Genomic DNA, 23,466 nt, shown 5'->3' with positions numbered 1-23,466 from the left:
CCCCACATCATAAGTCCTTATGCCGCCGGAACAACATGGCACTCAATCAACAACTTGAGTGATTCGGAGGCGCCGGCGCGCCGCTTTCTCGGCCTCGACCACGAGCAGCAAGGCCACGCCGACGCCGACGACGGCCGCGCCGTCGAGCAACGCCATCGGACGGGTATCGAAAACGGCCTGCATGAACGGCACGTAGGTGAACACGGCCTGCGCGGCGATGGTGAGGGCGACGCCGCCAAGGACCGCCGGCGTGCCGAGCACGCCCTGCCAGGTCAGCGACGTGCCGTGGACATAGCGCACGCTGAACAGATAGAACACTTGCATGACGACCAGGGTGTTGACCACCATCGTGCGCGCCATCGCCGTGCCGAGTCCCCGGCTTTCGGCCCAGAAGTACATGCCAAAGGCGGCGGCGACAAACAGCGCCGACACGAACAGCACGCGCCAGAGCAGGTCGAGCGTGAGTATCGGTTGACGCGCGGCGCGCGGCGGGCGCCGCATGGTGCCCGGCTCGGTGGGCTCGAAGGCCAGCGCCAGGCCGAGCGCGACGGCCGTCACCATGTTGATCCAGAGAATCTGCACCGGCGTGATGGGCAGCGCCAGGCCGAAGGCGATGGCGGCGATGATGGTGAGCGCCTCGCCGCTGTTGGTCGGCAGGCTCCAGGCGATCACCTTCATGAGGTTGTCGTAGACGGTGCGGCCTTCGCGCACGGCCGCGACGATCGAGGTGAAGTTGTCGTCCAACAGCACTATTTCGGCCGCTTCCTTCGCCGCCGCGGTGCCCTTGTCGCCCATCGCCACGCCGATATCGGCGCGTTTGAGCGCCGGCGCGTCGTTGGCGCCGTCGCCGGTCATGGCCACCACCATGCCGTCCGCCTGCAACGCTTCGACCAGCCGCAGCTTGTGCAACGGCGTCGTGCGCGCGAACACGTCGGTGTCGCGCACGGCGGCCGCCAGCTGGCCGTCGTCGAGGGCGTCGAGGCGCGCGCCGGTCAAGGTCCTCGGGGCGTCGGCGATGCCCAGCTGGCGGGCGATCTCGCAGGCGGTCACCGCGTGGTCGCCGGTGATCATGACGATGCGGATGCCGGCGGCGCGGCAGCTTGCCACGGCGGCGGTCGCCTCCTCGCGGGGCGGATCGATGAAGCCGGCCAGTCCGATCAAGGTCAGCTGGCTTTCCACGTCGCGGAACACCAGGTCGCGCTGGTCATGCCGCGCCGGCTTGGCGGCGAAGGCGAGCACCCGCTGGCCGCGCGCCGCCAGGCGGTCGACCTCGGCGTGCCAATGCGCCGCGCGCAACGCGTGGTCGCCGTGTGCGCCGCGCTCGCGCGCGCACATGGCGAGGATGTGCTCCGGCGCGCCCTTGACCAGGATCGTGCCGCCATTGTCGTGGCAGTGATGCAAGCTGGCCATGAAACGGTGGCGGGCATCGAACGGGATTTCGTCGGTGCGCGGAAGTTGTTTGCGCACCAGCTCCGGATCGAGGCCGGCCTTCATCGCCAGCGTCAGCAGCGCGCCCTCCATCGGGTCGCCGTCCACCCGCCATCCCTGGGCGCCGAGGTGCAAAGAGGCGTCGTTGCACAGCAGGGCGGCGCGCGCCAGCTCGGCGACGTCGGGCCGGAGGGCGGGGTCGATCTCGCGGCCGGCGACGCACCACGCGCCGGCCGGGTCATACCCGGCGCCGGTCGTCTCGTAGCTGTCGACGCCCGTCACCACGGCGCGCACGGTCATTTCGTTGCGCGTCAACGTGCCGGTCTTGTCGGTGCAGATGACCGACACCGCGCCCAGCGTTTCGACCGCCGGCAGGCGGCGGACGACGGCGTTGCGCGCGGCCATGCGCCGCACCCCGATCGCCAGCGAAATGCTCATGATGGCCGGCAAGCCCTCGGGGATGGCCGACACGGCCAGCCCGACCACGGCCATCAGCGCGTCGGCCGCCGCGTAGCCGCGCGCCAGGCGCGCGAACAGGAAGGTCGACGCCGAGATGGCGAGGATCACCACCGTCAGTTGTCTGGCGAAGCCGGCCATTTGGCGCGTCAGCGGGGTTTCCAGCGCGCCGACCTGGCCGACCATGACGCTGATGGCGCCCAGCGCCGTGCGCGTGCCGGTGGCCGTGACCACGCCGCTGCCCTGGCCGTTGACGACGAAGGTTCCCGACAGCGCCATCGAGGCGCGCTCGGCGAGCGCGGCGCCGGCTGGTACGGCCTGCGTGCCTTTTTCGACGGCGGTGGATTCGCCGGTCAGTATCGCCTCGTCGATCCTGAGGTTGTTGGCGCGGATCAGCCGCAGGTCGGCCGGAACGCGGTCGCCCGCTTCCAGCAACACCACGTCGCCCGGCACCAGACGCTCGGCGCCGACGCTCGCGCGGCGGCCCGCGCGCTTGACCGCCGCGCGGGTCGCGCCCATGCCCCGGATCGCCTCCAACGCCGCCGCCGCCCGGCCTTCCTGTACATATCCGATGGTCGCGTTGAGCACGACCACCACCAGGATCACCACCGCGTCGGCCACGTGGCGCAAGACGATGGACAGCGTCGCGGAGGCGAGCAGGACATAGATGAGTAGATTATGAAACTGCAGCAGGAAGCGCTTGACGGCGCTCGGTGGCGGCGCCGCCGGCAAGGTGTTGGCGCCGAACGCGAGGAAGCGGCGCGCGGCCTCGTGCTCCGGCAGGCCCTCGTGGCTGGTGTGGAGGCGCTCGATGGTCTGTTCCGCCGTCAACGCATGCCAGCCGCCATCGTCGATGCCGGCGCGCGGCGGGGCGCCGGGACCGTGATGGGGATCGTCCGGCGACATCGACCGCATTTCCATCTTTCACTCCGCAAGTAGCGCCCGGCGGACGACGCATGGTCCGAGGGCAAGCTATCGTAGAGCACGTTGCGCCAAGCAAGCTTTGACCTGTGTCAAGAAACCGGCACAAAGCGGTCCCCGTTGGGTGTTGCATATCGGGTCAAGGCCGTTGACTTTATTGCATGTTATCGATAGGGTGGTCTGTGCGGCGGGCGCACAATTTTGCGGATCACGGGAGCATGATGGAAGTGAGCGATTTTGATCAACTGATACTCGACAGCGCTCCCGGCGGCGTGGTGGTCACGACGATCGACCGCGCCATCGTGCGCTGGAGCAAAGGGGCCGAGCGCATCTTTGGCTACCGCGACGACGAGGCGCTCGGCGGCAATCTGTGGGAGCTGATCTCGTTGCCGGACCAGGCCGCCGCCGACGCGCGCATCGCCGCGACGCTGGCCGCGCTGGGGCGTTGCGAGCACGAGTCGCTGCGGCGCCGGCGCGACGGCGAATTCATCTATGTCGACGCCTCCTGCGAGATCGTCGCCAACGCCGCCGACGGCGCGCGCTACGTCATCTCCAGCATGAAGGACACCACGGTGCGCAAGGCGCTGCGCGACGTCCAGTTCGTCGAGGCGAAGTTCCGCGTGCTGCTCGAATCGACGCCCGACAGCGTCATCATGGTTAACGCCACCGGCGCGATCGTGTTGGCCAACTCGCAGGCCGAACGGCTGTTCGGCTACACCGCCGGGGAGTTGCACGGCATGAAGGTCGATGCGCTGCTGCCGCGCCGCTTCCAGCATGTCCACGTGGGCCACCGCGCGCGCTTCTTCGACCAGCCACGGGCGCGCACGATGGGCGCCGACCTGGCGCTGCACGGCTTGCGCAAGGACGGGGTGGAATTCCCCGTCGAGATCAGCCTGTCGCCGATCCAGACCGAGGTCGGCGCCTTCGTCATCAGCGCGATCCGCGACGTCACCGACAGGCGCCGCGCCGAGCAGAAATTCCGCGGCCTGCTGGAGTCCGCGCCGGACGCCATCGTCATCGTCAACGAACAGGGCGAGATCGTGCTGGTGAACTCGCAGACGGAGCGCCTGTTCGGCCACCAGCGTGCCGAACTGATCGGCAAGAAAGTCGAGATCCTGATCCCGGCGCGCTTCACGGCCGCCCATCCCCACCATCGCGGCAACTTCTCGTCGGCGCCGCGGCCGCGCTCGATGGGCGCCGGCCTGGAACTGTACGGCCTGCGCAAGGACGGCTCCGAATTCCCGGTCGAGATCAGCCTGTCGCCGCTGGAGACCGAGGACGGCATCCTGGTGTCGTCGGCGATCCGCGACATCAGCGAGCGCAAGCGGACCGAGCGCATGTTGAACGAGCAAAAGGTGGAGCTCGAGCGCGCCAACCAGGCCAAGGATAAATTCCTGACCAGCATGTCGCACGAGTTGCGCACGCCGCTCAACGCGATCCTCGGCTTCGCCCAATTGCTGGCCAACGAGGCGTTGCCGTCGACGGCCACGCAAAAACGCGCGTTCGTGCAGAATATCGTCAGCGCCGGCAAGCATCTGCTGTCGTTGATCAACGAGATCCTGGACCTGGCCAAGATCGAGTCCGGCAGCCTGAGCCTGTCGATCGAGCCGATCGCGCTGGAGGCGCTGGTGGCGGAGGTGCGCACCATGGTCGAGGAGCAGGCCCAGCAGCGGCGGGTCGGCCTGGTGTTCGCCAAATGCGAGCGCCTGGTGGTGCGGGGCGACCACACCCGGCTCAAACAGGTGGTGTTGAATCTGTTGTCGAACGCGATCAAATACAACCGCGCCGACGGCATCGTCGCGCTCACCGCGCAGGAACAGAACGGGCGCGTCCGCATCGCGGTGCGGGACACGGGCAAGGGCCTCGACGCCGGGCAATTGAACGGCTTGTTCCAGCCGTTCAATCGGCTGGGCCAGGAGGCGGGCAGCGAGGAGGGCACGGGCATCGGGCTGGTGGTCACCAAGCGCCTCATCGAACTGATGGACGGCACCATGGGCGTCAGCAGCGAGGTCGGCGTCGGCAGCGTTTTCTGGGTCGAGCTGCAAACCATGGCGCCGGTGCCGCCGCCGGTCGCGCCGCCGGTCGCCGCGCCCGTCCAGGCGCGCGAGGCGGCGCCCACGGGGCCGGCGCTGTTGCTGTACGTGGAGGACAATCCCGCCAGCCTGCGCCTGGTCGAGGAAATCATCGGCTTCCGCTCCGACCTGTGCATGATATCGGCGACCAACGGCCGCGACGGCGTTGCGCTGGCCCTGGAACGCCAGCCCCAGGTGATACTGATGGACATCAACCTTCCCGGTTTGAGCGGCAACCAGGCGCAGAGAATGCTAAAACGCGATCCGCGCACCGCGCACATCCCCGTCATCGCGCTCACCGCCAACGCCATGAAGGGCGACATCAAGCACGGCATCGCGGCCGGTTTCTTCCGCTACCTGACCAAACCGGTCGATGTCAATGAACTCAATTCGGCCGTCGACGACGCGCTCGCCGAAGCACGCGCGCGCGCCGGTCCGGCGGCTTAGCTTGGTTACTCGGCCTTGCTGTCGATGAGCGCGCGCTGCAGATTCCAGCTGGTGTCCTGCAAAATCTGGCTGAGGCTGCGGGCGGTCACTTTCGGTATCGCCGACTCGGGGATGTTGGACGACGGCGCCGGCCCGTCGGGCACGACGAAATGGTCGTAAATGACCTTGCCGGGGATGGCCCGCATGATCTCTGCCAGACGGGTCTTGGCCAGGTCCAGGCCCTGTCCATTCTCGGTGAGTTTAAGACCGGGAATATTGTGCACCGTACCGGCGATGCCCGAGTCGTAGACCGTGGCCACCACCTCGCCATTGTCCACCACCTGTGCGTAGATGTGATCGGGATGGTCGCGCGCGTAGCGGTCGACGGCGGCCGCGCGCTCCTGCACCTGTTTCTCGTACAGCGACATTTCCGCGATCTGCTCGGCGGTGGCGGCCCTGATCATTCCGGGCTTGGTCTTCGCCAGTTCGGCGATGGAAATCACCGTGCCGAAGACCGGCAAGGATTTACTGGAATTGATGCTGGTCATGGTGGCGGCTCCGGTTGCGGCGGTGAAGGTTCGAACAGCGGACGACAGTGGTAAAACGGTCAGGTTAAGGATTAAATAAGTCCGGTGATCTTGCCACGGGGAACTAGCCGCGGTCAACCACGGTCGTTGCTTTTTGGTTTCCTTTGCTGGGGGCGCAGGAATCCCGGCGATTTGATCCAAAGCGCGCAAGGACCGCTACGACGACGCCGGCGCCTGATATAATTTCGGCATGGGAATGAACAACGTCACGCGTGGAGTCGCCGCCTGGATCGCCTGTATCGCGATGCTGTTCGCCGCGCTCGCGCCGTCGATTTCCCATGCCTTGTCGGCCTCGCGCGGCGAAACCTGGACCCAGATTTGCAGCCCCGGTGGCACCAAACTGATCAAAGTGATCGACGGCGTCGCCGTCACCGCCGACCCCGCCGAGCAGCATTCCTCGCACCTCAAGCATTGTCCATTGTGCGCCGTGCACGCCGATTCCACTGCCCTGCCGCCCGGCGCCGCCGTGGTGATCCCGCTGCTGGAAACAGCGGACGTGGTCCCGTATCTCTTCCTGCGCTCGCCGCGGCCGCTGCCGGTCTGGACCAGCGCGCAAGCGCGCGCGCCGCCCGCCCACGCCTGATTCGCCGACGCTGGCGCCATCCGCGCCACGCTTCCATGCCATGCCGTACGCCGTCGACCCGCCGCGTTCCCAGCGGGCGACGCGGACGCCGCGCGCACGCGCGCACCGGCCCCGGACATGGCCCGCACAACCACCTATGATGCAAGCGAAGACCAACCATGAAGCTTCAACCCACACCGATCGCGGCGGCGCTGCTGCTCGCCCTGTCGTCCGGCGCCCGCGCCCAGATTGACGACGATAGCCAGGCCAAAATGCTGGGCGTCGTCACCATCCTGGGCGGGCGGCCGAGCTCGCTGCCAACGCAGATTCCCACCACCATCGAAGGCGTCACCGGCGCCCAAATCGAACAAACCATCAACGCCAGCGACAGCGAGGACGCGCTGAAATACCTGCCCAGCCTGCTGGTGCGCAAGCGCTACATCGGCGACTACAACCACGCGGTGCTGTCGACGCGCGCCTCGGGCACCGGCAACAGCGCGCGCTCGATGGTCTACGCCGACGGCATCCTGCTGTCGAACTACCTGGGCAACGGCGCCGGCTTCGCGCCGCGCTGGGGCATGGTCACGCCGGAGGAAATCGCCCGCGTCGACGTGCTGTACGGCCCGTTCTCGGCGGCCTACGCCGGCAATTCCGTCGGCGCCGTGGTCGACTACGTCACCCGCATGCCGACCACTTTCGAGGCGCACGCCAAAATTTCTTACGCGACGCAGAAGTTCGACATGTACGCCACCGGCGAGCGCGACAACGGCAAGCAAGCCAGCGCCTCGATCGGCAACCGCAGCGGCGGCTTTGCCTGGTGGATCAACCTCAACCGCCTCGACAGCAACAGCCAGCCGCTGGTGTTCCCCACGCGCGCGCTCAGCGACGGCGTGGCGCCGGCGGCCGGCACGCCGGTCGTCAGCGGCGCCGTCGCCGGCAAGAACAACAAGGGCCGGGACTGGTGGCTGCTGGGCACGACCACCGGCTATCACACGGTGCAGGACCACGCCAAGCTGAAGCTGGCCTACGACTTCTCGCCGACGCTGCGCGCCAGCTATACGCTGGGCTGGTGGAAGAACGACACCGACGGCAAGGCCGACAGCTACCTGCGCGACGCCGCCGGCAACCCGGTCTACGCCGGCAACGTCGTCATCGGCGGCCGTCAATACAATCTCAACACACCCAGCCTGGCGTTCGCGCCCAACCTGAACCAGCTCGAGCATGTGATGCACGGGCTGTCCGTCAAGTCCAACACCATGGGCGTGTTCGACTGGGAACTGGCGGCCAGCCGCTACGACTACCGCAAGGACATCCTGCGCGCGCCGACCGCCACGCTGCCGGCTTCGTCGGCGGGCGGGGCGGGGCGCATCACCGACATGGACGGCACCGGCTGGCACAACGTCAACCTGCGCGGCACCTGGCGCCCGGCCGGCGCCGAGCGCGGCGCCGGCGCGCAGGTGATCGAGTTCGGCTACCAGCAGGACGGCTACCGCCTGCGCACGCTCGTCAGCACCACCGGCGACTGGCTGCACGGCGCGGCCGGCGCGCGTTTTTCCGCGTTCAACGGCGACACCGGCTTGAAGAGCCTGTTCGCGCAAGACACCTGGACCATCACGCCGGAATGGAAAACCACCATCGGCGGCCGCTACGAGCGCTGGAACGCCGACGGCGGCGAACTGGGCAACTCGGTGGCCATCGTGCCGTTCGGCGGCGACCGCAGCGAAGCCCACTTCTCGCCGAAAGCGGCGCTGGCGTACCAGCTGGCCGCCGATTGGGTGCTGAAGGCGTCGGCCGGCCGCGCGGTGCGCATGCCGACCGTCAGCGAGTTGTACCAGGGGCAGATCGACGGCGACACCATCATCAATACCAATCCCGACTTGAAGCCGGAAAAATCGTGGACCGGCGAACTGAGCGCCGAGCGCGCCACCGATGACGGCAGCCTGCGCGCGACACTGTTCTTCGAGCGCACCCGCGACGCCTTGTATTCGCAGGCGCTGACGGCCACCGTCACCACGGTGCAGAACGTCGACGCGATCCGCACCAGGGGCCTGGAACTATCGTGGCAGGCGGACGACGTCGGCATCCGCGGCCTGGATTTGAATGCCAGCGGCACCTATACCGATTCCATCATCACGGCCAACCGGGGCAATGCGGCCAGCGTCGGCAAACGCCAGCCGAGGGTGCCGAAATGGCGCGCCACCGGCGTGGCCAGCTACCGCTGGAATGACAGCGTCACCTACACGCTGGCGGCGCGCTACAGCGGCGTGCAGTACGGGCAGCTCGACAACAGCGACACCAACGGCTTCAGCTACCAGGGCTTTTCGAAGTTCCTGGTGGCCGACGCCCGCGTGCGCTTCAAGCTCGACAAGCAATGGAGCGCCGCGCTGGGCGTCGACAACCTGAACAACTACCGCTACTGGGCGACCCACCCGTACAGCCAGCGCACTTTTGTGGCGGAGTTGAAGTTCGATTTGTAGTCAGCGCTGTTCGGCCAGGGCCAGCGCCAGCGCCACCGCGTCGGCGCCGGCCGGGATGCGCGGCGGCGACGACGGATCGGTGGCGGCGCGCCACACCGCCTCCGCCACGTCCGCCGCGCGGGTGACGGCCGTCTGCGCGCCCCATGCCGAGAACACACCTTGCGCCATGTCGGCGTAGGCCTCGGGAATGGCGCCGTCGATGCGCGCCCTGGCGTTGTCGCCGAAGCTGGTCTCCGGCGCGCGGCCGGGCAGCACCAGGGCCACCCGCACGTTGAATTGCGCCAGTTCGAGCGCCAGCGATTCGGTAAAGGCGTTGACGGCGGCCTTGCTGGCGGTGTACACGGACAGCAGCGGCAGCGGCGTCAATGTCACGCTGGAGGTGACGTTGACGACGACGCCGGCCTTGCGCTGGCGGAATTGCGGCAGCACCGCCCGCGTCATCGCGATCGTGCCGAGCGTGTTGGTGGCGAAGATGTCGGCGGCGGTGGCCGTCGAGGTGCCTTCCAGCGCGCCGAGGGCGCCGATGCCGGCGTTGTTGACCAGCACGTCGATCGGCCCGGCGGCCTCCACCGCGCGGGCGATGCTGTCGGCGTCGGTGACGTCGAGCGCGATCACACGCAAGCGTTCCGAGCGCGGCAGGATATCCGCGCGCGGCGTGCGCATCGTGGCGACGACGTTCCAGTCGCGTTCCAGGAAATAGCGTGCCGTTTCAAGGCCGAAACCGGACGAGCAGCCGGTGATGAGGATGGTTTTCATGAGAACTCCTGTGATGGGTTGGCGTGCATGAACTATAGGCGGCCATCGCAGGACTGGCTATAATCGATCATCCTGTTTTTATTAGAGAGAGTCCGCACATGATCGATCCGCTGGCCGAGGTGGTGTCACTTCTTCAACCGCAAGCGCGGTATTCGAAGCTGGTCGAGGGCGCCGGCGCGTGGCGCGTGCGCCGCTCCGAATCCGGCCAGCCCTTCTATTGCGTGGTGCTCGACGGCGCCAGTTTGCTGACGGTGGCGGATCGCGAGCCGATCGCCCTGCGCCAAGGCGATTTCGTGCTGATTCCGTCGGCCTTCGGCTTCACGATGTCGAGCCCGGAACCGCCGGCGCTGGATGCCGCCGACAGCGAGCCGGTGGTGCTGGCGGACGGCCAGTTCAGGCTGGGCCGGCAAAGCGGCCCGGCGCAAGCGCGGCTGTTGATCGGCCACTGCGCGTTCGGCTCGCCGGACGCGGCGTTGCTGGTCTCGTTGTTGCCGGAACTGGTGCACGTGCGCGGCGAGCGGCGCTTGGCCACCCTGGTGGAGCTGGTGGGCGAGGAGTCGCGCGCGCGGCGGCCGGCGCGCGATGTCATCCTGGCGCACTTGCTGGAGGTGCTGCTGATCGAGGCGCTGCGCTCGGCGGCGGGGACGGCGGCCTCGCCCGGTCTGCTGCGCGGGCTGGCCGACGAGCGCCTGGCGGTCGCCATCCGGCATATGCACGAAGGCATGACGCGGCCGTGGACGGTGGCGCAGCTGGCCAGGGAGGCGGCGTTGTCGCGCACGGTCTTCTTCGAACGCTTCAGCAACGCGGTCGGGGTGGCGCCGATGGAATATCTGCTGGCCTGGCGCATGGCCCGCGCCAAGAACCTGCTGCGAAGCACGGAGGGCGGCGTCGCCGAAGTGGCGCGGCAAGTCGGCTACGGCTCGGCCAGCGCGTTCAGTGTTGCCTTCGCGCGCCACGTCGGGCAGCCGCCGATGCGCTACGCGCGCGGACAGGCCGGCCAGGACGCCCGCGCCTGAGCGGCGGCCGGCACGATGTGGATCAAAGACGCGGCCGCTTTTTGCGCTACCGTCTAAGCCATACGACCATCATCGGGGAGCCAGGCTATGGACGCGCGTGTCAACAGTGGTTTCCAGGCCCGCATCAATCTGATGCGCTTGCTCGCGGCGGGGATGGCGGTGATCTACCACGTCCGCTTCATGTTGTTCGCGGCCTATCCCGAGGTGCCCGACAAAGGCCTGGTCCTGAAATTCTTTTATTTTGTCACCAGCCTGGGCCATGAGGCCTTCGTCGTTTACATGGTGATCAGCGGCCTGGCGCTGGGCGGGCTGTCGGTGCACCGCTGGCGCCACGGCGTCGACCCGCAAGCCGACCTGCTGCGCCGTTCCACTTGGTTTTATTGCCTGTTGACGCCGGCCTTGTTGCTGGGCGGCGCGCTGGACTTCATCGGCACCCATGCGCTGGCGCGGCCGGATGTGTACGCCTACTTCACCATGTTCTCGCCCAGCCTCAACCTCGAGGCGTTCGCCGGCAATATGTTGATGCTGCAGCGCTTCGTCGTTCCCGGGTTGGGCAGCAATACGATGCTGTATTTGCTGGCTTACGAATGCTGGGCCTACTTCGCGCTGGCGGCGTTGTTTGTTCTGGGAAAGCGCAGCCGCCCCTTGGGCTGGTGCGCCGCCGTCGCCGTCGCCATCGCCGGCAGCGTGCTGGCGCCGGAGTTTCTCGGTTATCTGCTGTTGTGGATGATGGGGGCGGGCGTCGGCTGGCTCGGTTACAACACCAAGGTGCGCTGCCCGCGCCGCTATGGCACGCCCGCGTTCGTGATCGGCCTGCTGGTGTCGCGCTGGGGCGGGGCGCATGTCGAGCAGGTGCCCGAGGCGCTGATCACGGCGGCGCGGATGGCGCTCGATTTGCTGTTCGGCGCCAGTTTCGCGCTGCTGACCGTGTCCTGGCTGGCCGCGCCGGCTGTTCAGAGACCGATCTCGTGGCTGCGCTGGAGCGCGTGGCGCCTCAACCGCTGGTTCAGCGGCGCCAGCTTCGTGCTGTTCACAACGCACTTTCCGTTCATGATGTTCATCGTCGCCGTCGCGTCCACCGTGTTCAACATGCCGATCGGCGGGCAGCCGGACACCTTCGCGTTCCTCATGTTCGGCGCGATCGTGTTGGCCATCTATCTGTATGCGTACGTGTTTTCCGCCGTGGCGTCGCGCCTGGCGCGGCGGCTGCGGCGAAAAATGCGCGCGCGGACGGCGTGACCTTGCCACCGCCCGCGCGCGCCCAGCCGTCAGCGCGTGGCGCAGAAGCCGAAAGCCTGCGTGCCGCCCGGCTGCACGGTGGCGTTATGGCTTTGCCCCGACGCCGTCAACGTGGTGCCGCTCTGGCTCCAGACGGCGCTCCACAGGTTGTTGATCTTGCCGTCGACCGTTAGCTGAATGTTCCACTGCACCGGCTGGGTGCCGGGATTGCCGACCGTGACTTCCGAGCAGTAACCAGCGCCCCAATCGGAGTTGATCTTCTGCGTCGCGGTGACGTTGGTTGGCGGCGTGGTCGGCGGGTTGGTCGGCGGCGTGGTGGTGCTGCCGTCCCACAGCCGCTGCAACAGCGCCAGCTTGTCGGGCCAGACGGTTTTCCAGTCATCCTGCAGGATGCCGCCGGTGTCGCCGCTGTTCGGATTCCACGACCAGTAGAACAGGCCCGTCATGCCGCGCGGCTTCAGGTAGGTGACCAGCGCGTCCTGCCAGACCTTGTCCTTGGGACTGCCGCCGTGGCCGTATTTGCCGCCCGCTTCGCCGATCACCACCGGATAATCCTTGGCGAACTGGCCGAAATGCGTGTCCCAGATCGCCGGCATGTTGGCAGGGAAGCTGGGGTCGTCGAAATACGATTGGTTGAACACGTCGGGACCGTAGACGTGCGGCGACAGCACCAGCTTGTTGCGCGGGATGTCGAGCGCCTTGCATTTCAACGGTTCCAGGTTGCCGCCCCAGAAGATGCCCTGGTTGCCCGAGCAGACCGGGTTGGTGGCGATGCCTTCGACGAAGATCAGCAGCTTGGGATTGACCGCGAGGATGCGCTTGGCGGCGCGTTCGGCGGCCAGGTTCCAGTCGGTCTGGGTGTTGCCGGTGCCCCAAGTGGCGGCGCCGTGCGGCTCGTTCTTCAGGTCCAGCCCGACCAGGTTGCGCAGGCCGGAATAATGCTGGGCCAGGTAGTCCAGATCGTCGAGCCACTGCGCCTCGCTGTAGGCCGGCGTGTACCACAGCTCGGAGATGGCCTGGCAGTCGGGCCGGTGGTGGTCGAGCAGGATGTAGATGCCGCGCCGGTCCAGCTCGGTCAGGAAGACGTCCAGCCACTGGCGCGATTTCAGGCCGACCAGCTCGGGATTCAGGTTGGCGTTGATGACGCCGCCGGGCGGCGAGCCGTCGCCGCGGAACGTAGCCGGACACACCGGCACGCGCACGGCGTTGAAGCCGCTGGCCTGGATCTGGTCGATCATGTCTTTCCAGTTGCGGGCCCACAGGCCGTGCACCGTGCCGTCGCTGGTTTCGAAGCCGAACCAGTTCACGCCGCGCAAGGGCACGACGACGCCGGCGTCGTCGAGGATCTTGGTGCCGGAGACGGTGTAGGCCTGCGCCGGCGCGGCGGCCGACAAGCCAAAGCCCAGGGCCAGCGCCGCCACCAGCGTCTTGGCGCTGGAGTTTGAAGTCAGTATGTTCATCGTGTTCTTTCTAAATTAGAGGGTGGGTGGCGGCGCTCGGCCGCCGTGTCACAGGCCGGCCGGCAAGTCCGGGTAGGCCAGCGCCGCCAGCACCGTCGCGCCGGGGAAGGCGTCGCTCATGGCGTTGTAGCTGGCGGCGGCCCGGCGGTAGCGCTCGCGCGCGGCCGCCAGCGCCGACTCGTCGCGCAGCAGTTCGCTGCGCAAGCCTTGCACCGTGTTGCTGGCCGCCAGCGCCGGGACTTGCTGGGCGCCGGCCACCAGCACGAACAGCGCGCCGGTCAGCTCGCCCTGGTACTGCTTGTAGCGTTCGATCGCGCGCACGTCGCCCAGCAGCTGCTCGTGCGCCGGCATCTTGGAGGCGCGCGTCAGGGCGTCGCGCGCGCGGGCGGCGATGGCTGGATCGAGGCCGTCGGCGGCGCCGACGCTCGCCAGCGCGGCGCTGGCCGCCTGCGCGCGCGCCGCGTGGATCTGCGCCAGCTCGAGCCAGGCGGCGGCGCTGGCTTCCCTGGCTTCGGCGCGGGCCAGGTGGTGGCGGCCGGCGCCGACGGCTCCCAGAACGAGCACGCCCAGCAGCGTGGCTGTGGCGACGGTTTTCATAGATATAGGCATGATGTCTCCTGTCTGCGGAAAGGGCGGCCGGGCGTGGTGCGCGCGGCCGCCCGGTCCCTTATTTCACGGCGATGGTGCAGCTGCGGCCGCCCCAGGTCAGGCTGGTCGGCAGCGGTTTGGCGCCGCTGTAGCCCAGTTGCATGCCGAACTCGACGCTGCCGTTGGCCGGCACCGTGGCGTTACCCAGCGGCGTGGCGACGAAGCCGCGGCCCGACATGGCCAGGGTCGCGTTCCACGAGTTGACCAAGGTGACGTCGTTCGACTCGGTCCAGCTCAGCGACCAGCCGTTGATCGGCGCGGCGCCGGTGTTGCGCAGCACCACCCGTGGCACCTGGCCGCTGCCCCAGTCGCTGCTGGTGTCGAAGTCGACCGCGCAGCCGCCGGGCAGGGCGTCCTTGTCGGCCTCGGTGGCCGCCACCAGCACGTCGGTGGCGCCGGCCGCCGACACCCGGAAGCCGGCGGTGCCGTTGACACTGTCGGCGTCGTTGGCGGCCGCCAGGGTCACCGTTTGCGCGGCGTTCCAGTTGGCCGTGGTGAACGACAGCGTGGCGCCGCCGGCCACGGACAGGTCGGTGTCGCCACTGGCGCGCGCCACCGTCACCGCCACCGGCGCGGCCGGCGCGCTGGCCAGCCGCACCTGGAAGGTCTGGGTGCCGCCCTCGGGCACCGTGACCGGCGTGCCGCTGACGGCCAGCACCACCGGCACCACGACGTCCTTGTCGATCTCGGTGGCGGTGACGCTGGTCGACAGGTAGCCGGTGGCGCTGAAGCCGAAGGTGGCGCTGCCGCTGAGCTGGTCGGCGTCGACGGCGGCGCTCAGCGTGACGTTTTGCGCCACGTTGTAGTTGGCCGGCGTGAACGTCAGCGTGGTGGTCCCGGCGGTCAGGTCGGCGTCGCCGCCGGCGGCCTTGGCGACGGTCACCGTCAGGTTGGCGCTCGGGGCCTTCGACAGCGAGATGGCGACGCTGGCGCTGCCGCCCTCGGGCACCGACACGCCCGTCGAGCTGGCCAGCACGGCCGGCGAGTCGGCTTGTTCGACCAGGTTGGCGTAATCGTTCAAGGCCATGGCGACGTCGGCCTGGGCCCAGAAGCGGTGGTAGCGCCAGGTCGGGGCGGCGCCGCCATCGAGGTGGGCCTTGAGCTTGGGCCATTGCGGATCCTGCTGGTACTTCGGCCGCATGCTCAGGAAGGTCGTGTTGGCGTCGATGGTCGCGCCCTGGGCGTTGGTGCCGGTCCAGCCGGACGGCACGTACACGCCCGAGCCGGTGGCCGGGTCGTACTTGGCGGTGAAGCGCAGGTAGTCGGTGCGCTTCTCGTCGACCGCCACGCCCAGCGCGTCCTGGTTCTTGGCCCACATGCGGTCCAGCAGCTCCTTGGCCAAGGTCTTGGCGGCGGCGTTGTTGGCCTTGGCGCCGTAGTAGATCAGCGTGCGGGCGTAGGCGGCGGCCACGCCGACGTCGCCGGTGCTGTCGACGATCGTCACGCGCAGGCTGGCGTTGGCGCCCGGCGCGGCGGCGTTCCAGGTGTCGGGCTGGCCGCTCCACGCCAGCGTGTTCGGAATGCTGTAGGTGCCGTCGGCGTTGAGCGCGGTGTTGGCCGAGGCCCACGCCACCCATTTGTCGAGCACCGCCTTGGCGCGGGCGTCGCCGCTGGCGTAGTAGTACTCGGCCACGCGCTGCATCGACCAGGCCTGGAAGCCGAACCAGGTGTTCGACGCCGGATCGTGGTAGACCGGTTTTTCATCGTAGAACATGCCGTAGAAGGTGGCCGTGCCGGCCGGCGGCGTGCCGTAGCTGCCGCCCCAGCTGTTGGTGGCGCCGCCGGCGATGGCGCCGTCGGCCGATTGCAGCCAGCGGTAGAATTCAACCTGGCGCGTCAGGCTCTTGCCCCAGTCGCCGGCCGCCGACGGCGACAGCGGCTTGAACTCGGGCTGGGTCGACAGCGCCCACGCGGCCAGCGGATTCTGATAGCCGAAGTGGTTGTGGCTGGAGCCGATGCGCCATGCCCAGCCGGCGCTGGGATCGGTGGCGCCGCCCCACGCGTAGTACCAGCTCATCAGGTAGTGCTGGTTGTCGCGCAGGCCCTGGGCGTCGGCCGCGCCGCTGCCGCCGGGGCAGGTCTGGGTGCCGACGCAATTGCCGATCTTCTTGAAGTATTTGTCGAACATGGCGTAGCGCAGGTAGTCGCCCATCTTGGCCGCCTTGGTCACCAGGCTGGCCACGTCGGCGCTCTTGCCCTGGGCCTTGGCCCACACCGAGGCCCAGTAGATCGCCTGCACGGCGCGGGCGTCGGCGTCCGGCGCGTTGGTGTAGCGCCACTGCTTGGCGTAGCTGGAGTCGCCGATGAACAGGCTCAGGAAGCCCTGCGTGCCGCCGGTGCGACCCCATTTGAACGTTTCGCACGACGGATGCGGAATGGTCTCCCACACCGATTCCTGGGCGCCGCGCTGGAAGGTGTTGATGTACGACGGCCGCGTGGTGCCATCGCCGCAGCGGCCGTAGCCGTACCAGTTGTCGACGTCGAGCAGCCAGTGCATGCCGTAGATGTCGCGGTTGCCGTAGGTGCTTTGCAGCTCGGCGCTGATCGGATCCTGGCCGGCCGGCACGCTGCTCGTGATCGGCGCCGGATAGTCCTTCGGCAGCGGGAACTCGCCGGCGTAGGTGGCCGGCTTGGCCGGGTTGTAGAAGCTGTTGGTGGGCTGGTCGGCCGGCGCCGGGATGATGTACTTCTCCATGTTGGCCCAGGCGGCGTTGAGCGGCGCCCAGTCGCCGGTGACGCGGCCGTACTGCGCCTCGAGCCACAGCCAGAAGCTGTAGGCCTCGGAAGTGGTCTCGTGGCCGTAGTCGGGCGCCTCCACCATCAGCGTCTCGACCGAGTGGTAGGGCACGCCCTCGGGGCTGAAGTAGCCGTTGGCCGGGTTTTTGATTTTTTGGTACTGGGCCAGGAAGCGCTTGGTGTACTCGGTGTCGGCGGCGTGCGCCTCGTTCGCCAGCGGCACGCCGAGCATGGCGGCGGCGCCGGTCGTCAGCGACAGCGCCAGCAGGCCGCGCGCGATGCCGCGCGCCCAGCGCCTGGCCTGGCGCCGGGTCCTGCGGTCGGGTGGGGTGGAGGATGTGGGCAAGGCTGGTGCGGCGGGTGCGCGGGTTGGTGCGAGTGGTTGGGTATGCATGTTGTCTCCCTTTATTGTGAAATTAAAGTGTGAACATTCATGGCGCGCGTGGCGACACGCGCGCTTGTTGCGCCGTCGGTGTCGGGGCTTTCCGGAGCCCCGACGCCGACGATGGAACGCGTGCGTCGGCGCGTGCTGGACGCACGGCGTGGCACGTTGTCCGGCCGTCGCCGATGGCGCGGCGACAGCGGGACACCGACGGGTCGCGAGAGCCCGTCGAGAAATACAGCGCCGGCATCGCCGGTGCTGCGGAACGCTTGTTGTTATGGGTGGGGGACCGGAGCGCTAACGCTGTCGGAAGGTGAAATCGTTTTCAGAAGGGTACGCAAAACGAGAGATTGAAATCGTTTTCATATTCGCCTCGAAAAAAAGCGATCGGTGATCGCCAGATCAGGAAAGGCGGCCGGCAGCAAGCGTGCGGGACGCGAACAGCGACGCGGCGGAAGATTTGCCCCCGTACTCGTGGGCCGGTTGGTGCCGTGCAACTCAAGGTCAAGAGTAATCGCGATGGTAGTTTAAAGTCAAGCTTGCGAAAGATATTTATTCGATGGGCGTAAACGCGACAACTTGCATCGTGGGTGTCGGCCGATTCGACCATCGCGGGTCGGATTTGAAAGCCTGTACAGCGGCGCGTGGTCGCATGTAGAATGCGCGTCGATACGTGAATGGTGTCCTCCCGCTTGTCGGCGGGAGGGTGAAACGGGAAGCCGGTGACGCGCGCGATTTTCATCGCGCGCCAGTCCGGCGCAGCCCCCGCTGCTGTAAGCCTGACGACCTTGATCGAACGCCACTGTGCAGCGCACGGGAAGGCAGGAACAGGGAAGGACGACGGCGAGCCAGAAGACCGGCCAGTCACGATGTATTGCGCAAAGCCCGGGGTGTGGCTTTGTTTGGCAGTCGCGCGCCGCGCTGGTGTTGGCGCGCGTGTGCCGTCGCAACTGACCGCCGGCCGTTCCGGCATTGACCACGCAGAGTTCCCATGATCCGTTTCCGCCATACCCGTTCCCCATCCGCGCGTCCCGTCGCGGCTGCCGTCGCGCTGCTGTGCGCCTCGTGCGCCTCGTGCGCCTGGGCGCAGCAAACCGAAGTGATGCCGACCGTGACCGTGCAAGGCGCGCTGGCGCCGGAAGGGCTGGGGCTGGCCCGGCAAAACGGCACGGCCAGCCGCCTCAATCTGCGCGCCGACGAGCTGCCGGCCAGCGTCGAGTCGCTGGGCGCGGCCACCATGCAGGCGCGCGGCGACGTGCAGCTGAAGGACGCCGTCACCCGCACCACCGGCCTGACCGACATCAGCTCGCCGGGCAACGGCATTAGCTACGCGGCGCGCGGCTTCAGCGGCAACAACGCGGTCGCCGTGCTCGAGGGCGGACAGCGGCTGCTGGTCGGTTCGGGCACGGCGACCTATCCGTCGGACCCGTGGGGCTACGAGTCGATCGAGGTGCTGCGCGGCCCCGGCTCGGTGGTCTACGGCAGCGGCACCACCGGCGCCACCATCAATGCCGTGCGCAAGGCGCCAAGCCGTGTCACGTCGATGGAGGCGATGGCCGGCGTCGGCGGCGGCCGCGCGCTGCGGGCGGGCGTTGGCGGCAGCGGCGCGCTGGGGGAGGGCGGCGCGTTCCGGGTCGACGCCTACGCCGACCACGCCGATGGCTTCATCGACCGCGGGCAGTCGCGCCACGCCAAGCTGCTGACCGCGATCACGTACGCGCTGACGGCGGACGTCGACCTCGATGTGCAGCTCGACCACCTCGAGCAGAAGCCGCAGCGGTATTTCGGCACGCCGCTGGTGAACGGCGCCATCTCGGGCACGCTGCGCGACCAGAACTACAACGTCGGCGACGCCGCCATCGCCTACGTCGACGACAAGGCCGTCGCGCGGCTGACGTGGGGGGTGTCGCCGGCGCTCACCGTCAGCAACGAGCTGGCCTACATGAAGGCGCGGCGCAACTGGCGCGACGCCGAATACTACGTCTACGATGCGCTGGCCAACGCGGTCAACCGCTCCGACTACATCGCCATCAAGCACAATCAGGAACAGACCGGCAACCGTCTGGAGGCGCGCTGGAACGGCGGCGCCAATCAGATCGTGGCCGGCTGGGAAGCGGCCACCATCAATTTCAAGCACACCAATAACGCACCGTACGGCGGCGCCTCCAGCGTGGCGCCGACCGGCTTCGATCCGGGCCGCTTCGACAGCCCCGATCCGCTGCGCCCCGACTTCGCCACCGACACCACCACCAACGCGCTGTACGTCGAGGACGCGTACCGCATCGGCGCGCGCCTGTTGCTGTTGGGCGGCGTGCGCCACGACCGCTACCGGGTCGAGCGCGCGAGCCTGCGCGGCGGCGACGGCTTCGACACGACCTTGCAGTCGACCGCCGCGCGCGCCGGCCTGACGTGGCAGCTGGCGCAGAACACGTCGCTGTACGGACAACTGAGCACCGGCAGCGATCCGTTGACCAGCCTGTTGTCGATGAACCTGGCCAACAGCCGCTACAAGCTGACGCGCTCGCGCCAGGTCGAGGGCGGCGTCAAGCAGGCGCTGGCCGGCGGCAAGCTCGAATGGACCGCAGCGTTGTATCGGATACGCAAGGACGACATCGTCACCCGCGATCCGTCCAACCCGGCGCTGTCGGTGCAGGGCGGCGCGCAATCGTCGCGCGGCGCCGAGTTGAGCGCCAGCGCCGCGCTGGCCCGCGCGTGGCGGCTCGACGCCAACGCGGCCTACACCGACGCCCGTTATGATTCATTGATCGAAAGCGGCAACGTCTCGCGCGCCGGCAAGCGCCCGACCGACGTGCCGAAGATCTCCGCCAATCTGTGGCTGGGCTACCGCGCCGACGACTGGCGCGCCGGTGCCGGCTTGCGTCACGTCGGCAAGCGCTTCGTCGACAACGGCAACACGCAGGCGGTGCCGGCCTACACCACGCTCGACGCCACCGTGGGCTGGAACGTCAACCGCAACCTGCTGGTGCAACTGAATCTGCGCAACCTGGGCGACAAGCTGTACGCGAGCGCGTCCTACAGCGACAGCCAGTACCTGCTGGGCGATCGGCGCCACGCCGAGCTGACCGCGCAGTGGCGCTACTGACCGGCCGTCGCCATCGATTGTCGTAAGGGATGTCCACAGTTGGTTGCGCGCTCCAGCCGCCGGTATATTGGGTTCGTTTCAGGCGTCGGCGGGCACGTCCGCCGGCAGCGAGCGCAGATAAGGCCACGGATAGATGCCCCGTTCGTGGCCATCGTTAAAGACCAGTTGCAGGCCGTAGTTGCCGGTCATGCGCAGGTGCTCCACGCGGGGCGGTGCCGGCGGCTCCCCGGGCGTGCGTCCGAGCAGGCGCTGTGACTGGCAATGCGTGCATTTGCAGTGCGCGCGCAACAACGCGTGCGGCCATTGCTGGCGCGCGCCGTCCTGCCAGACGATGGTCAACACGCGCCCGGCGCGGTCGTTGCTGATGTCGGCCGGATAGTCCATTATTGGCTCCGTGCCGCCGCGTGGATCTGTTCCAGCGCCAGGCGCGCGGCCTTGCGCACTTCGGGGTCGGGATCGGCGGCCACCGGTTCGAGCGCCGGCAGCGCGGTGGCGTCGCCGATCTCGCCCAACGCCAGCGCGGCTTCCTTGCGCAGATTGCTGATCGGGTGCGCCAGCACCGGCAGCAGCGCCGGCAGCGCGCCCGCGTAACGCAGGCGCCCCAGGCTGCGCGCGGCGCGCAGGCGGATTTGCCAGTAGCTGTCGTCCAGCGCCGCCATCAGCGCGCTTGCCACCGCCGCCAGGTTGGCGCCGTCGCGCGCCAGCGGTAATTTTCCTATTGTGGTCGCCGCTTCTTCGCGGACCTGCCAGACCGGGTCGCGCAAGGCGTTCAACAGGGCCGCCGCCGCGTCGTCGCCGACGCCGTAGCCGACGGCGCCCACGGCCGCGCGGCGCACTTCGGCGTCCGGGTCGGCACCGACCAGCGTGGTCAGTGCTGGTAGCGCGTCGGGGTGTTTCAGGTAGCCTAGTACGGCGACGGCCTCGCGCCGCACGGCGGCGTCGCCGTCGGCCAGCGCGGCGAGCGCCGGCGTGTAGCTGTGCGGCGAGCGGAGTTCGCGCACGGCGCGCAGGATGGCGGTTTTGACGCCGGCATCGCCGTGCGTCAGGTGCGGCAGCAGCACTTGGGCGCTGTCGGGGTGCTTGATTTCGCTCAGGCTTTGGGCGGCGGCCTGGCGTACGCCCTGGTCGGGATCGCTCAGTAGCAGGGCCAGGCCGGCGACGCCGGCCGGGCTTTCGTAGCCTTCGAGCGCGCGCGCGGCTTCGGCGCGCACGCTGGCGTCGGTGTCGCGCAGCGCGTCGATGAAGAGGGGCGCGTGTTCGTCGCCGGCCCAGTCGGACAATTCGAGCAGCGCGATGCGGCGTATCGTGGCGTCGGGGGCCGACAGGCGTTGGTGGAGTTCGATGTCGTTATCCGTGGTGTTCATGTCGTCCTTTATTCGATGGCTGATGCGTGACTGGGAATCACGTAGGGCGGATTAGCGTAGCGTAATCCGCCATGCGTGCGTTTCGACGGCGCGTGCATTGGCGGATTACGGCGTTCCGCCTAATCCGCCCTACGTGTTTTAAGGTGTTTTAGATTTATATGGCGAATCGCACTTGGCCCAGCGGGCTGAGTCGCTCCAGCGGCAGGCCGGCGCCCGTCGGGTGCAGCAGCTGCAGGCAACGCCGCTTCAGGTCCGTGAACGCCGGCGACGTCACCAGCGACGCGTCGCGCGGGCGCGGGAACGGCACGGCGATCTGCTCGATGATGCGCCCCGGCCTCGGACTCATCACCAGCACGCGGTCGGCCAGGAACAGCGCTTCGTCGATGTCGTGCGTGATGAAGACGATCGTGGTGCGGATGCGCGCCCACAGGTCCAGCAGCAGTTGCTGCATCATCAGCCGGGTCTGGGCGTCGAGCGCGCCGAACGGTTCGTCCATCAGCATCACGCGCGGGTGGTTGATCAGCACGCGCGCGATTTCGACCCGCTGCTTCATGCCGCCCGATAGCTGCGCGGGGTAGTGGTCGGCGAACGCTTCCAGTCCGACCAAGCCGAGCAACTCCCGCGCCCGCCGGCGCCGCTCGGCGCGCGCCACGCCCTGCATCTTCAGGCCGAAGGCGACGTTGTCGACCACTTTGCGCCACGGGAACAGCGTGTGGTGCTGGAACACCAGCCCGCGTTCGGCGTGCGGGCCGTCGATGGCTCGGCCGTCGACGGCGATGCGGCCACGGCTGGGCCGCAGGTGGCCGGCCAGCGCGCCGAGCAGGGTCGATTTGCCGCAGCCGGAAGGCCCGAGCAGGCAAACGAATTCGCCCGGCGCCACCGTCAGGCTGACATTCTGCACCGCTTCGAACGCTTGCGCGCCGTGGCCCACCCGCAGGTGCAGTTGGTCGATGTCGATCCGTCCCGTGCTCATGTCTTGCCCTCCGCTTGGTGCCAGGGCATCAGGGCCTGGCCGATAGTTTTGACCAGCGCGCTGCTGCCCATGCCGAGCAGGCCGATGACCAGCATGCCAACGACGATGTCGGCGTAGTTCTGGATGGTGTACGAGGACCAGGTGTAGTAGCCGATGCCGAACTGGCCGGAGATCATCTCCGCCGTCACCAGGCAGAACCAGGCCGTGCCCATGCCGATCGACAGGCCGGTGACGATGCTGGGCGCGGCGCCCGGCAGCACCACCTCGGTGAATACGGCGCGGCGTCCGCCGCCCAGGCTGCGCGCCGAGGCGACCAGGCGCGGGTCGATATGCTCGACGCCGTGGATGGTGTTGAGCAGGATGGGGAACAGCGCGCCGGTGAAGGTGATGAACACCATCGACAGCTCCGACGACGGGAACATCAGGATCGCCAGCGGTATCCAGGCGACCGCCGGAATCGGCCGCAGCATTTCCAGCGGCGGCATCAGCCAGTTTTCCAGCCGGCGCGAGCGGCCGATGGCCAGCCCGAGCAAGATGCCCACCAGCGCCGCGGCCACGAAGCCGCTGAACACCCGCGCCAGGCTGGCCTTCAGGTGGCCCAGCAATTGCGGCGATTGCAGCAGGGCCCAGCCGGCGTGCGCGACCTCGGTCGGCGGCGGCACGTTCTGGAACGTCACCAGGCCCAGGTCCAGATGGCTGGCGGCGGCCCATTGCCAGGCCAGCAGGCAGGCCGCCAGCGAGGCGGCGCCGGCGCCCCAGCGGGCGGCGTTGGCGCCCAGGGCCCGACCAGAGTTCGTTGCGGTGCGCGTCGCGCCGCCGGCGGCGAAGGGCGCTTGCTGTGTGCTCTCCATTCGGCGCGC

16 protein-coding genes and 1 riboswitch are annotated in these 23,466 nt (G+C 68.4%); of the genes, 6 read left to right on the top strand and 10 right to left on the bottom strand.

The genetic code is table 11. From position 1 onward, the window contains the following. Nucleotides 1-42: 42 nt before the first annotated feature. Nucleotides 43-2,805, bottom strand: coding sequence for an HAD-IC family P-type ATPase (locus tag JOD97_RS02635; RefSeq protein WP_229264159.1), 2,763 nt, complete (start codon nt 2,803-2,805; stop codon nt 43-45). A 218-nt stretch (nt 2,806-3,023) separates the two neighbouring features. Between JOD97_RS02635 and JOD97_RS02630 the strand changes: the two genes are divergently transcribed. Beyond that, complete coding sequence (locus JOD97_RS02630; protein ID WP_229264158.1) at nt 3,024-5,324, top strand: PAS domain S-box protein; 2,301 nt, start codon at nt 3,024-3,026, stop codon at nt 5,322-5,324. Between the two features lie 5 nt (nt 5,325-5,329). On the opposite strand, the gene JOD97_RS02625 is transcribed toward JOD97_RS02630, so the two are convergent. Next, a complete protein-coding gene (locus tag JOD97_RS02625; RefSeq protein WP_209713062.1) occupies nt 5,330-5,851 on the bottom strand; it encodes a hypothetical protein in 522 nt (173 codons plus the stop codon). Between the two features lie 235 nt (nt 5,852-6,086). On the opposite strand from JOD97_RS02625, the gene JOD97_RS02620 reads away from it, so the two are divergent. Together JOD97_RS02620 and JOD97_RS02615 are read left to right on the top strand one after the other, a co-directional pair. Continuing rightward, on the top strand, nt 6,087-6,473 hold the full coding sequence (locus JOD97_RS02620; RefSeq protein ID WP_209713061.1) for a DUF2946 domain-containing protein: 387 nt from the start codon (nt 6,087-6,089) through the stop codon (nt 6,471-6,473). A 158-nt stretch (nt 6,474-6,631) separates the two neighbouring features. Further along, the gene (locus JOD97_RS02615) at nt 6,632-8,929 is read left to right on the top strand and encodes a TonB-dependent receptor (protein ID WP_209713060.1); all 2,298 of its coding nucleotides are present in this window, start codon (nt 6,632-6,634) and stop codon (nt 8,927-8,929) included. Here the strand turns inward: JOD97_RS02615 and JOD97_RS02610 are convergent, their stop codons facing one another. Further along, a complete protein-coding gene (locus JOD97_RS02610) occupies nt 8,930-9,685 on the bottom strand; it encodes an SDR family oxidoreductase (protein ID WP_209713059.1) in 756 nt (251 codons plus the stop codon). Nucleotides 9,686-9,783: 98 nt separating this feature from the next. Here JOD97_RS02610 and JOD97_RS02605 point away from each other — a divergent pair, with 98 nt between their 5' ends. Further along, on the top strand, nt 9,784-10,701 hold the full coding sequence (locus tag JOD97_RS02605) for an AraC family transcriptional regulator (RefSeq protein WP_209713058.1): 918 nt from the start codon (nt 9,784-9,786) through the stop codon (nt 10,699-10,701). 87 nt (nt 10,702-10,788) lie between these two features. Next, entirely contained in the window at nt 10,789-11,940 is a 1,152-nt protein-coding gene (locus tag JOD97_RS02600; protein ID WP_209713057.1) for a hypothetical protein, read from the top strand. Between the two features lie 29 nt (nt 11,941-11,969). Here the strand turns inward: JOD97_RS02600 and JOD97_RS02595 are convergent, their stop codons facing one another. From JOD97_RS02595 to JOD97_RS02585, 3 genes are read right to left on the bottom strand one after another with little or no spacing between them, the layout of a single operon-like run. Beyond that, on the bottom strand, nt 11,970-13,400 hold the full coding sequence (locus JOD97_RS02595; protein WP_209713056.1) for a glycoside hydrolase family 5 protein: 1,431 nt from the start codon (nt 13,398-13,400) through the stop codon (nt 11,970-11,972). A gap of 48 nt (nt 13,401-13,448) precedes the next feature. Continuing rightward, nucleotides 13,449-14,009 carry a LemA family protein gene (locus JOD97_RS02590; RefSeq protein ID WP_209713055.1) on the bottom strand — a complete coding sequence of 187 codons (561 nt, stop codon included), beginning with the start codon at nt 14,007-14,009 and terminating at the stop codon, nt 13,449-13,451. A gap of 58 nt (nt 14,010-14,067) precedes the next feature. Then, nucleotides 14,068-17,178: a glycoside hydrolase family 48 protein gene (locus JOD97_RS02585; RefSeq protein WP_209713054.1), complete on the bottom strand. Its 3,111-nt coding sequence runs from the start codon at nt 17,176-17,178 to the stop codon at nt 14,068-14,070. A gap of 649 nt (nt 17,179-17,827) precedes the next feature. Then, nucleotides 17,828-18,046, top strand: a riboswitch (cobalamin riboswitch). Between the two features lie 111 nt (nt 18,047-18,157). Here JOD97_RS02585 and JOD97_RS02580 point away from each other — a divergent pair. Continuing rightward, nucleotides 18,158-20,269, top strand: a complete 2,112-nt coding sequence (locus JOD97_RS02580) for a TonB-dependent siderophore receptor (protein WP_209713053.1) — start codon at nt 18,158-18,160, stop codon at nt 20,267-20,269. Between the two features lie 78 nt (nt 20,270-20,347). Here JOD97_RS02580 and JOD97_RS02575 read toward each other — a convergent pair whose 3' ends face one another. From JOD97_RS02575 to JOD97_RS02560, 4 genes are all read right to left on the bottom strand, one after another. Next, nucleotides 20,348-20,653: a DUF971 domain-containing protein gene (locus tag JOD97_RS02575; protein WP_209713052.1), complete on the bottom strand. Its 306-nt coding sequence runs from the start codon at nt 20,651-20,653 to the stop codon at nt 20,348-20,350. Next, the gene (locus tag JOD97_RS02570; RefSeq protein ID WP_209713051.1) at nt 20,653-21,633 is read right to left on the bottom strand and encodes a HEAT repeat domain-containing protein; all 981 of its coding nucleotides are present in this window, start codon (nt 21,631-21,633) and stop codon (nt 20,653-20,655) included. The genes JOD97_RS02575 and JOD97_RS02570 overlap by 1 nt, the downstream gene beginning before the upstream one ends. Before the next feature lie 154 nt (nt 21,634-21,787). Next, complete coding sequence (locus JOD97_RS02565; protein ID WP_209713050.1) at nt 21,788-22,606, bottom strand: ABC transporter ATP-binding protein; 819 nt, start codon at nt 22,604-22,606, stop codon at nt 21,788-21,790. Continuing rightward, complete coding sequence (locus JOD97_RS02560) at nt 22,603-23,457, bottom strand: ABC transporter permease (RefSeq protein WP_209713049.1); 855 nt, start codon at nt 23,455-23,457, stop codon at nt 22,603-22,605. Before JOD97_RS02560 ends, JOD97_RS02565 begins: the two co-directional genes overlap by 4 nt. Between the last annotated feature and the right edge of the window lie 9 nt (nt 23,458-23,466).

This window comes from Duganella sp. 1411 (genome assembly GCF_017833525.1).
In the GTDB taxonomy this organism is placed as follows: Bacteria; Pseudomonadota; Gammaproteobacteria; order Burkholderiales; family Burkholderiaceae_D; genus Rugamonas.
This window is presented reverse-complemented; position numbering and strand designations above follow the sequence as displayed.

What these genes read in the sequence shown, in the direction of transcription:
- JOD97_RS02605 (WP_209713058.1), top strand. Translation starts at nt 9,784, where the DNA reads ATGATCGATCCGCTGGCCGAGGTGGTGTCACTTCTTCAACCGCAAGCG.
- JOD97_RS02590 (WP_209713055.1), bottom strand. Translation starts at nt 14,009, where the DNA reads ATGCCTATATCTATGAAAACCGTCGCCACAGCCACGCTGCTGGGCGTG.
- JOD97_RS02630 (WP_229264158.1), top strand. Translation starts at nt 3,024, where the DNA reads ATGATGGAAGTGAGCGATTTTGATCAACTGATACTCGACAGCGCTCCC.
- JOD97_RS02585 (WP_209713054.1), bottom strand. Translation starts at nt 17,178, where the DNA reads ATGCATACCCAACCACTCGCACCAACCCGCGCACCCGCCGCACCAGCC.
- JOD97_RS02625 (WP_209713062.1), bottom strand. Translation starts at nt 5,851, where the DNA reads ATGACCAGCATCAATTCCAGTAAATCCTTGCCGGTCTTCGGCACGGTG.
- JOD97_RS02580 (WP_209713053.1), top strand. Translation starts at nt 18,158, where the DNA reads ATGATCCGTTTCCGCCATACCCGTTCCCCATCCGCGCGTCCCGTCGCG.
- JOD97_RS02595 (WP_209713056.1), bottom strand. Translation starts at nt 13,400, where the DNA reads ATGAACATACTGACTTCAAACTCCAGCGCCAAGACGCTGGTGGCGGCG.
- JOD97_RS02570 (WP_209713051.1), bottom strand. Translation starts at nt 21,633, where the DNA reads ATGAACACCACGGATAACGACATCGAACTCCACCAACGCCTGTCGGCC.
- JOD97_RS02635 (WP_229264159.1), bottom strand. Translation starts at nt 2,805, where the DNA reads ATGGAAATGCGGTCGATGTCGCCGGACGATCCCCATCACGGTCCCGGC.
- JOD97_RS02600 (WP_209713057.1), top strand. Translation starts at nt 10,789, where the DNA reads ATGGACGCGCGTGTCAACAGTGGTTTCCAGGCCCGCATCAATCTGATG.
- JOD97_RS02575 (WP_209713052.1), bottom strand. Translation starts at nt 20,653, where the DNA reads ATGGACTATCCGGCCGACATCAGCAACGACCGCGCCGGGCGCGTGTTG.
- JOD97_RS02620 (WP_209713061.1), top strand. Translation starts at nt 6,087, where the DNA reads ATGAACAACGTCACGCGTGGAGTCGCCGCCTGGATCGCCTGTATCGCG.
- JOD97_RS02560 (WP_209713049.1), bottom strand. Translation starts at nt 23,457, where the DNA reads ATGGAGAGCACACAGCAAGCGCCCTTCGCCGCCGGCGGCGCGACGCGC.
- JOD97_RS02610 (WP_209713059.1), bottom strand. Translation starts at nt 9,685, where the DNA reads ATGAAAACCATCCTCATCACCGGCTGCTCGTCCGGTTTCGGCCTTGAA.
- JOD97_RS02615 (WP_209713060.1), top strand. Translation starts at nt 6,632, where the DNA reads ATGAAGCTTCAACCCACACCGATCGCGGCGGCGCTGCTGCTCGCCCTG.
- JOD97_RS02565 (WP_209713050.1), bottom strand. Translation starts at nt 22,606, where the DNA reads ATGAGCACGGGACGGATCGACATCGACCAACTGCACCTGCGGGTGGGC.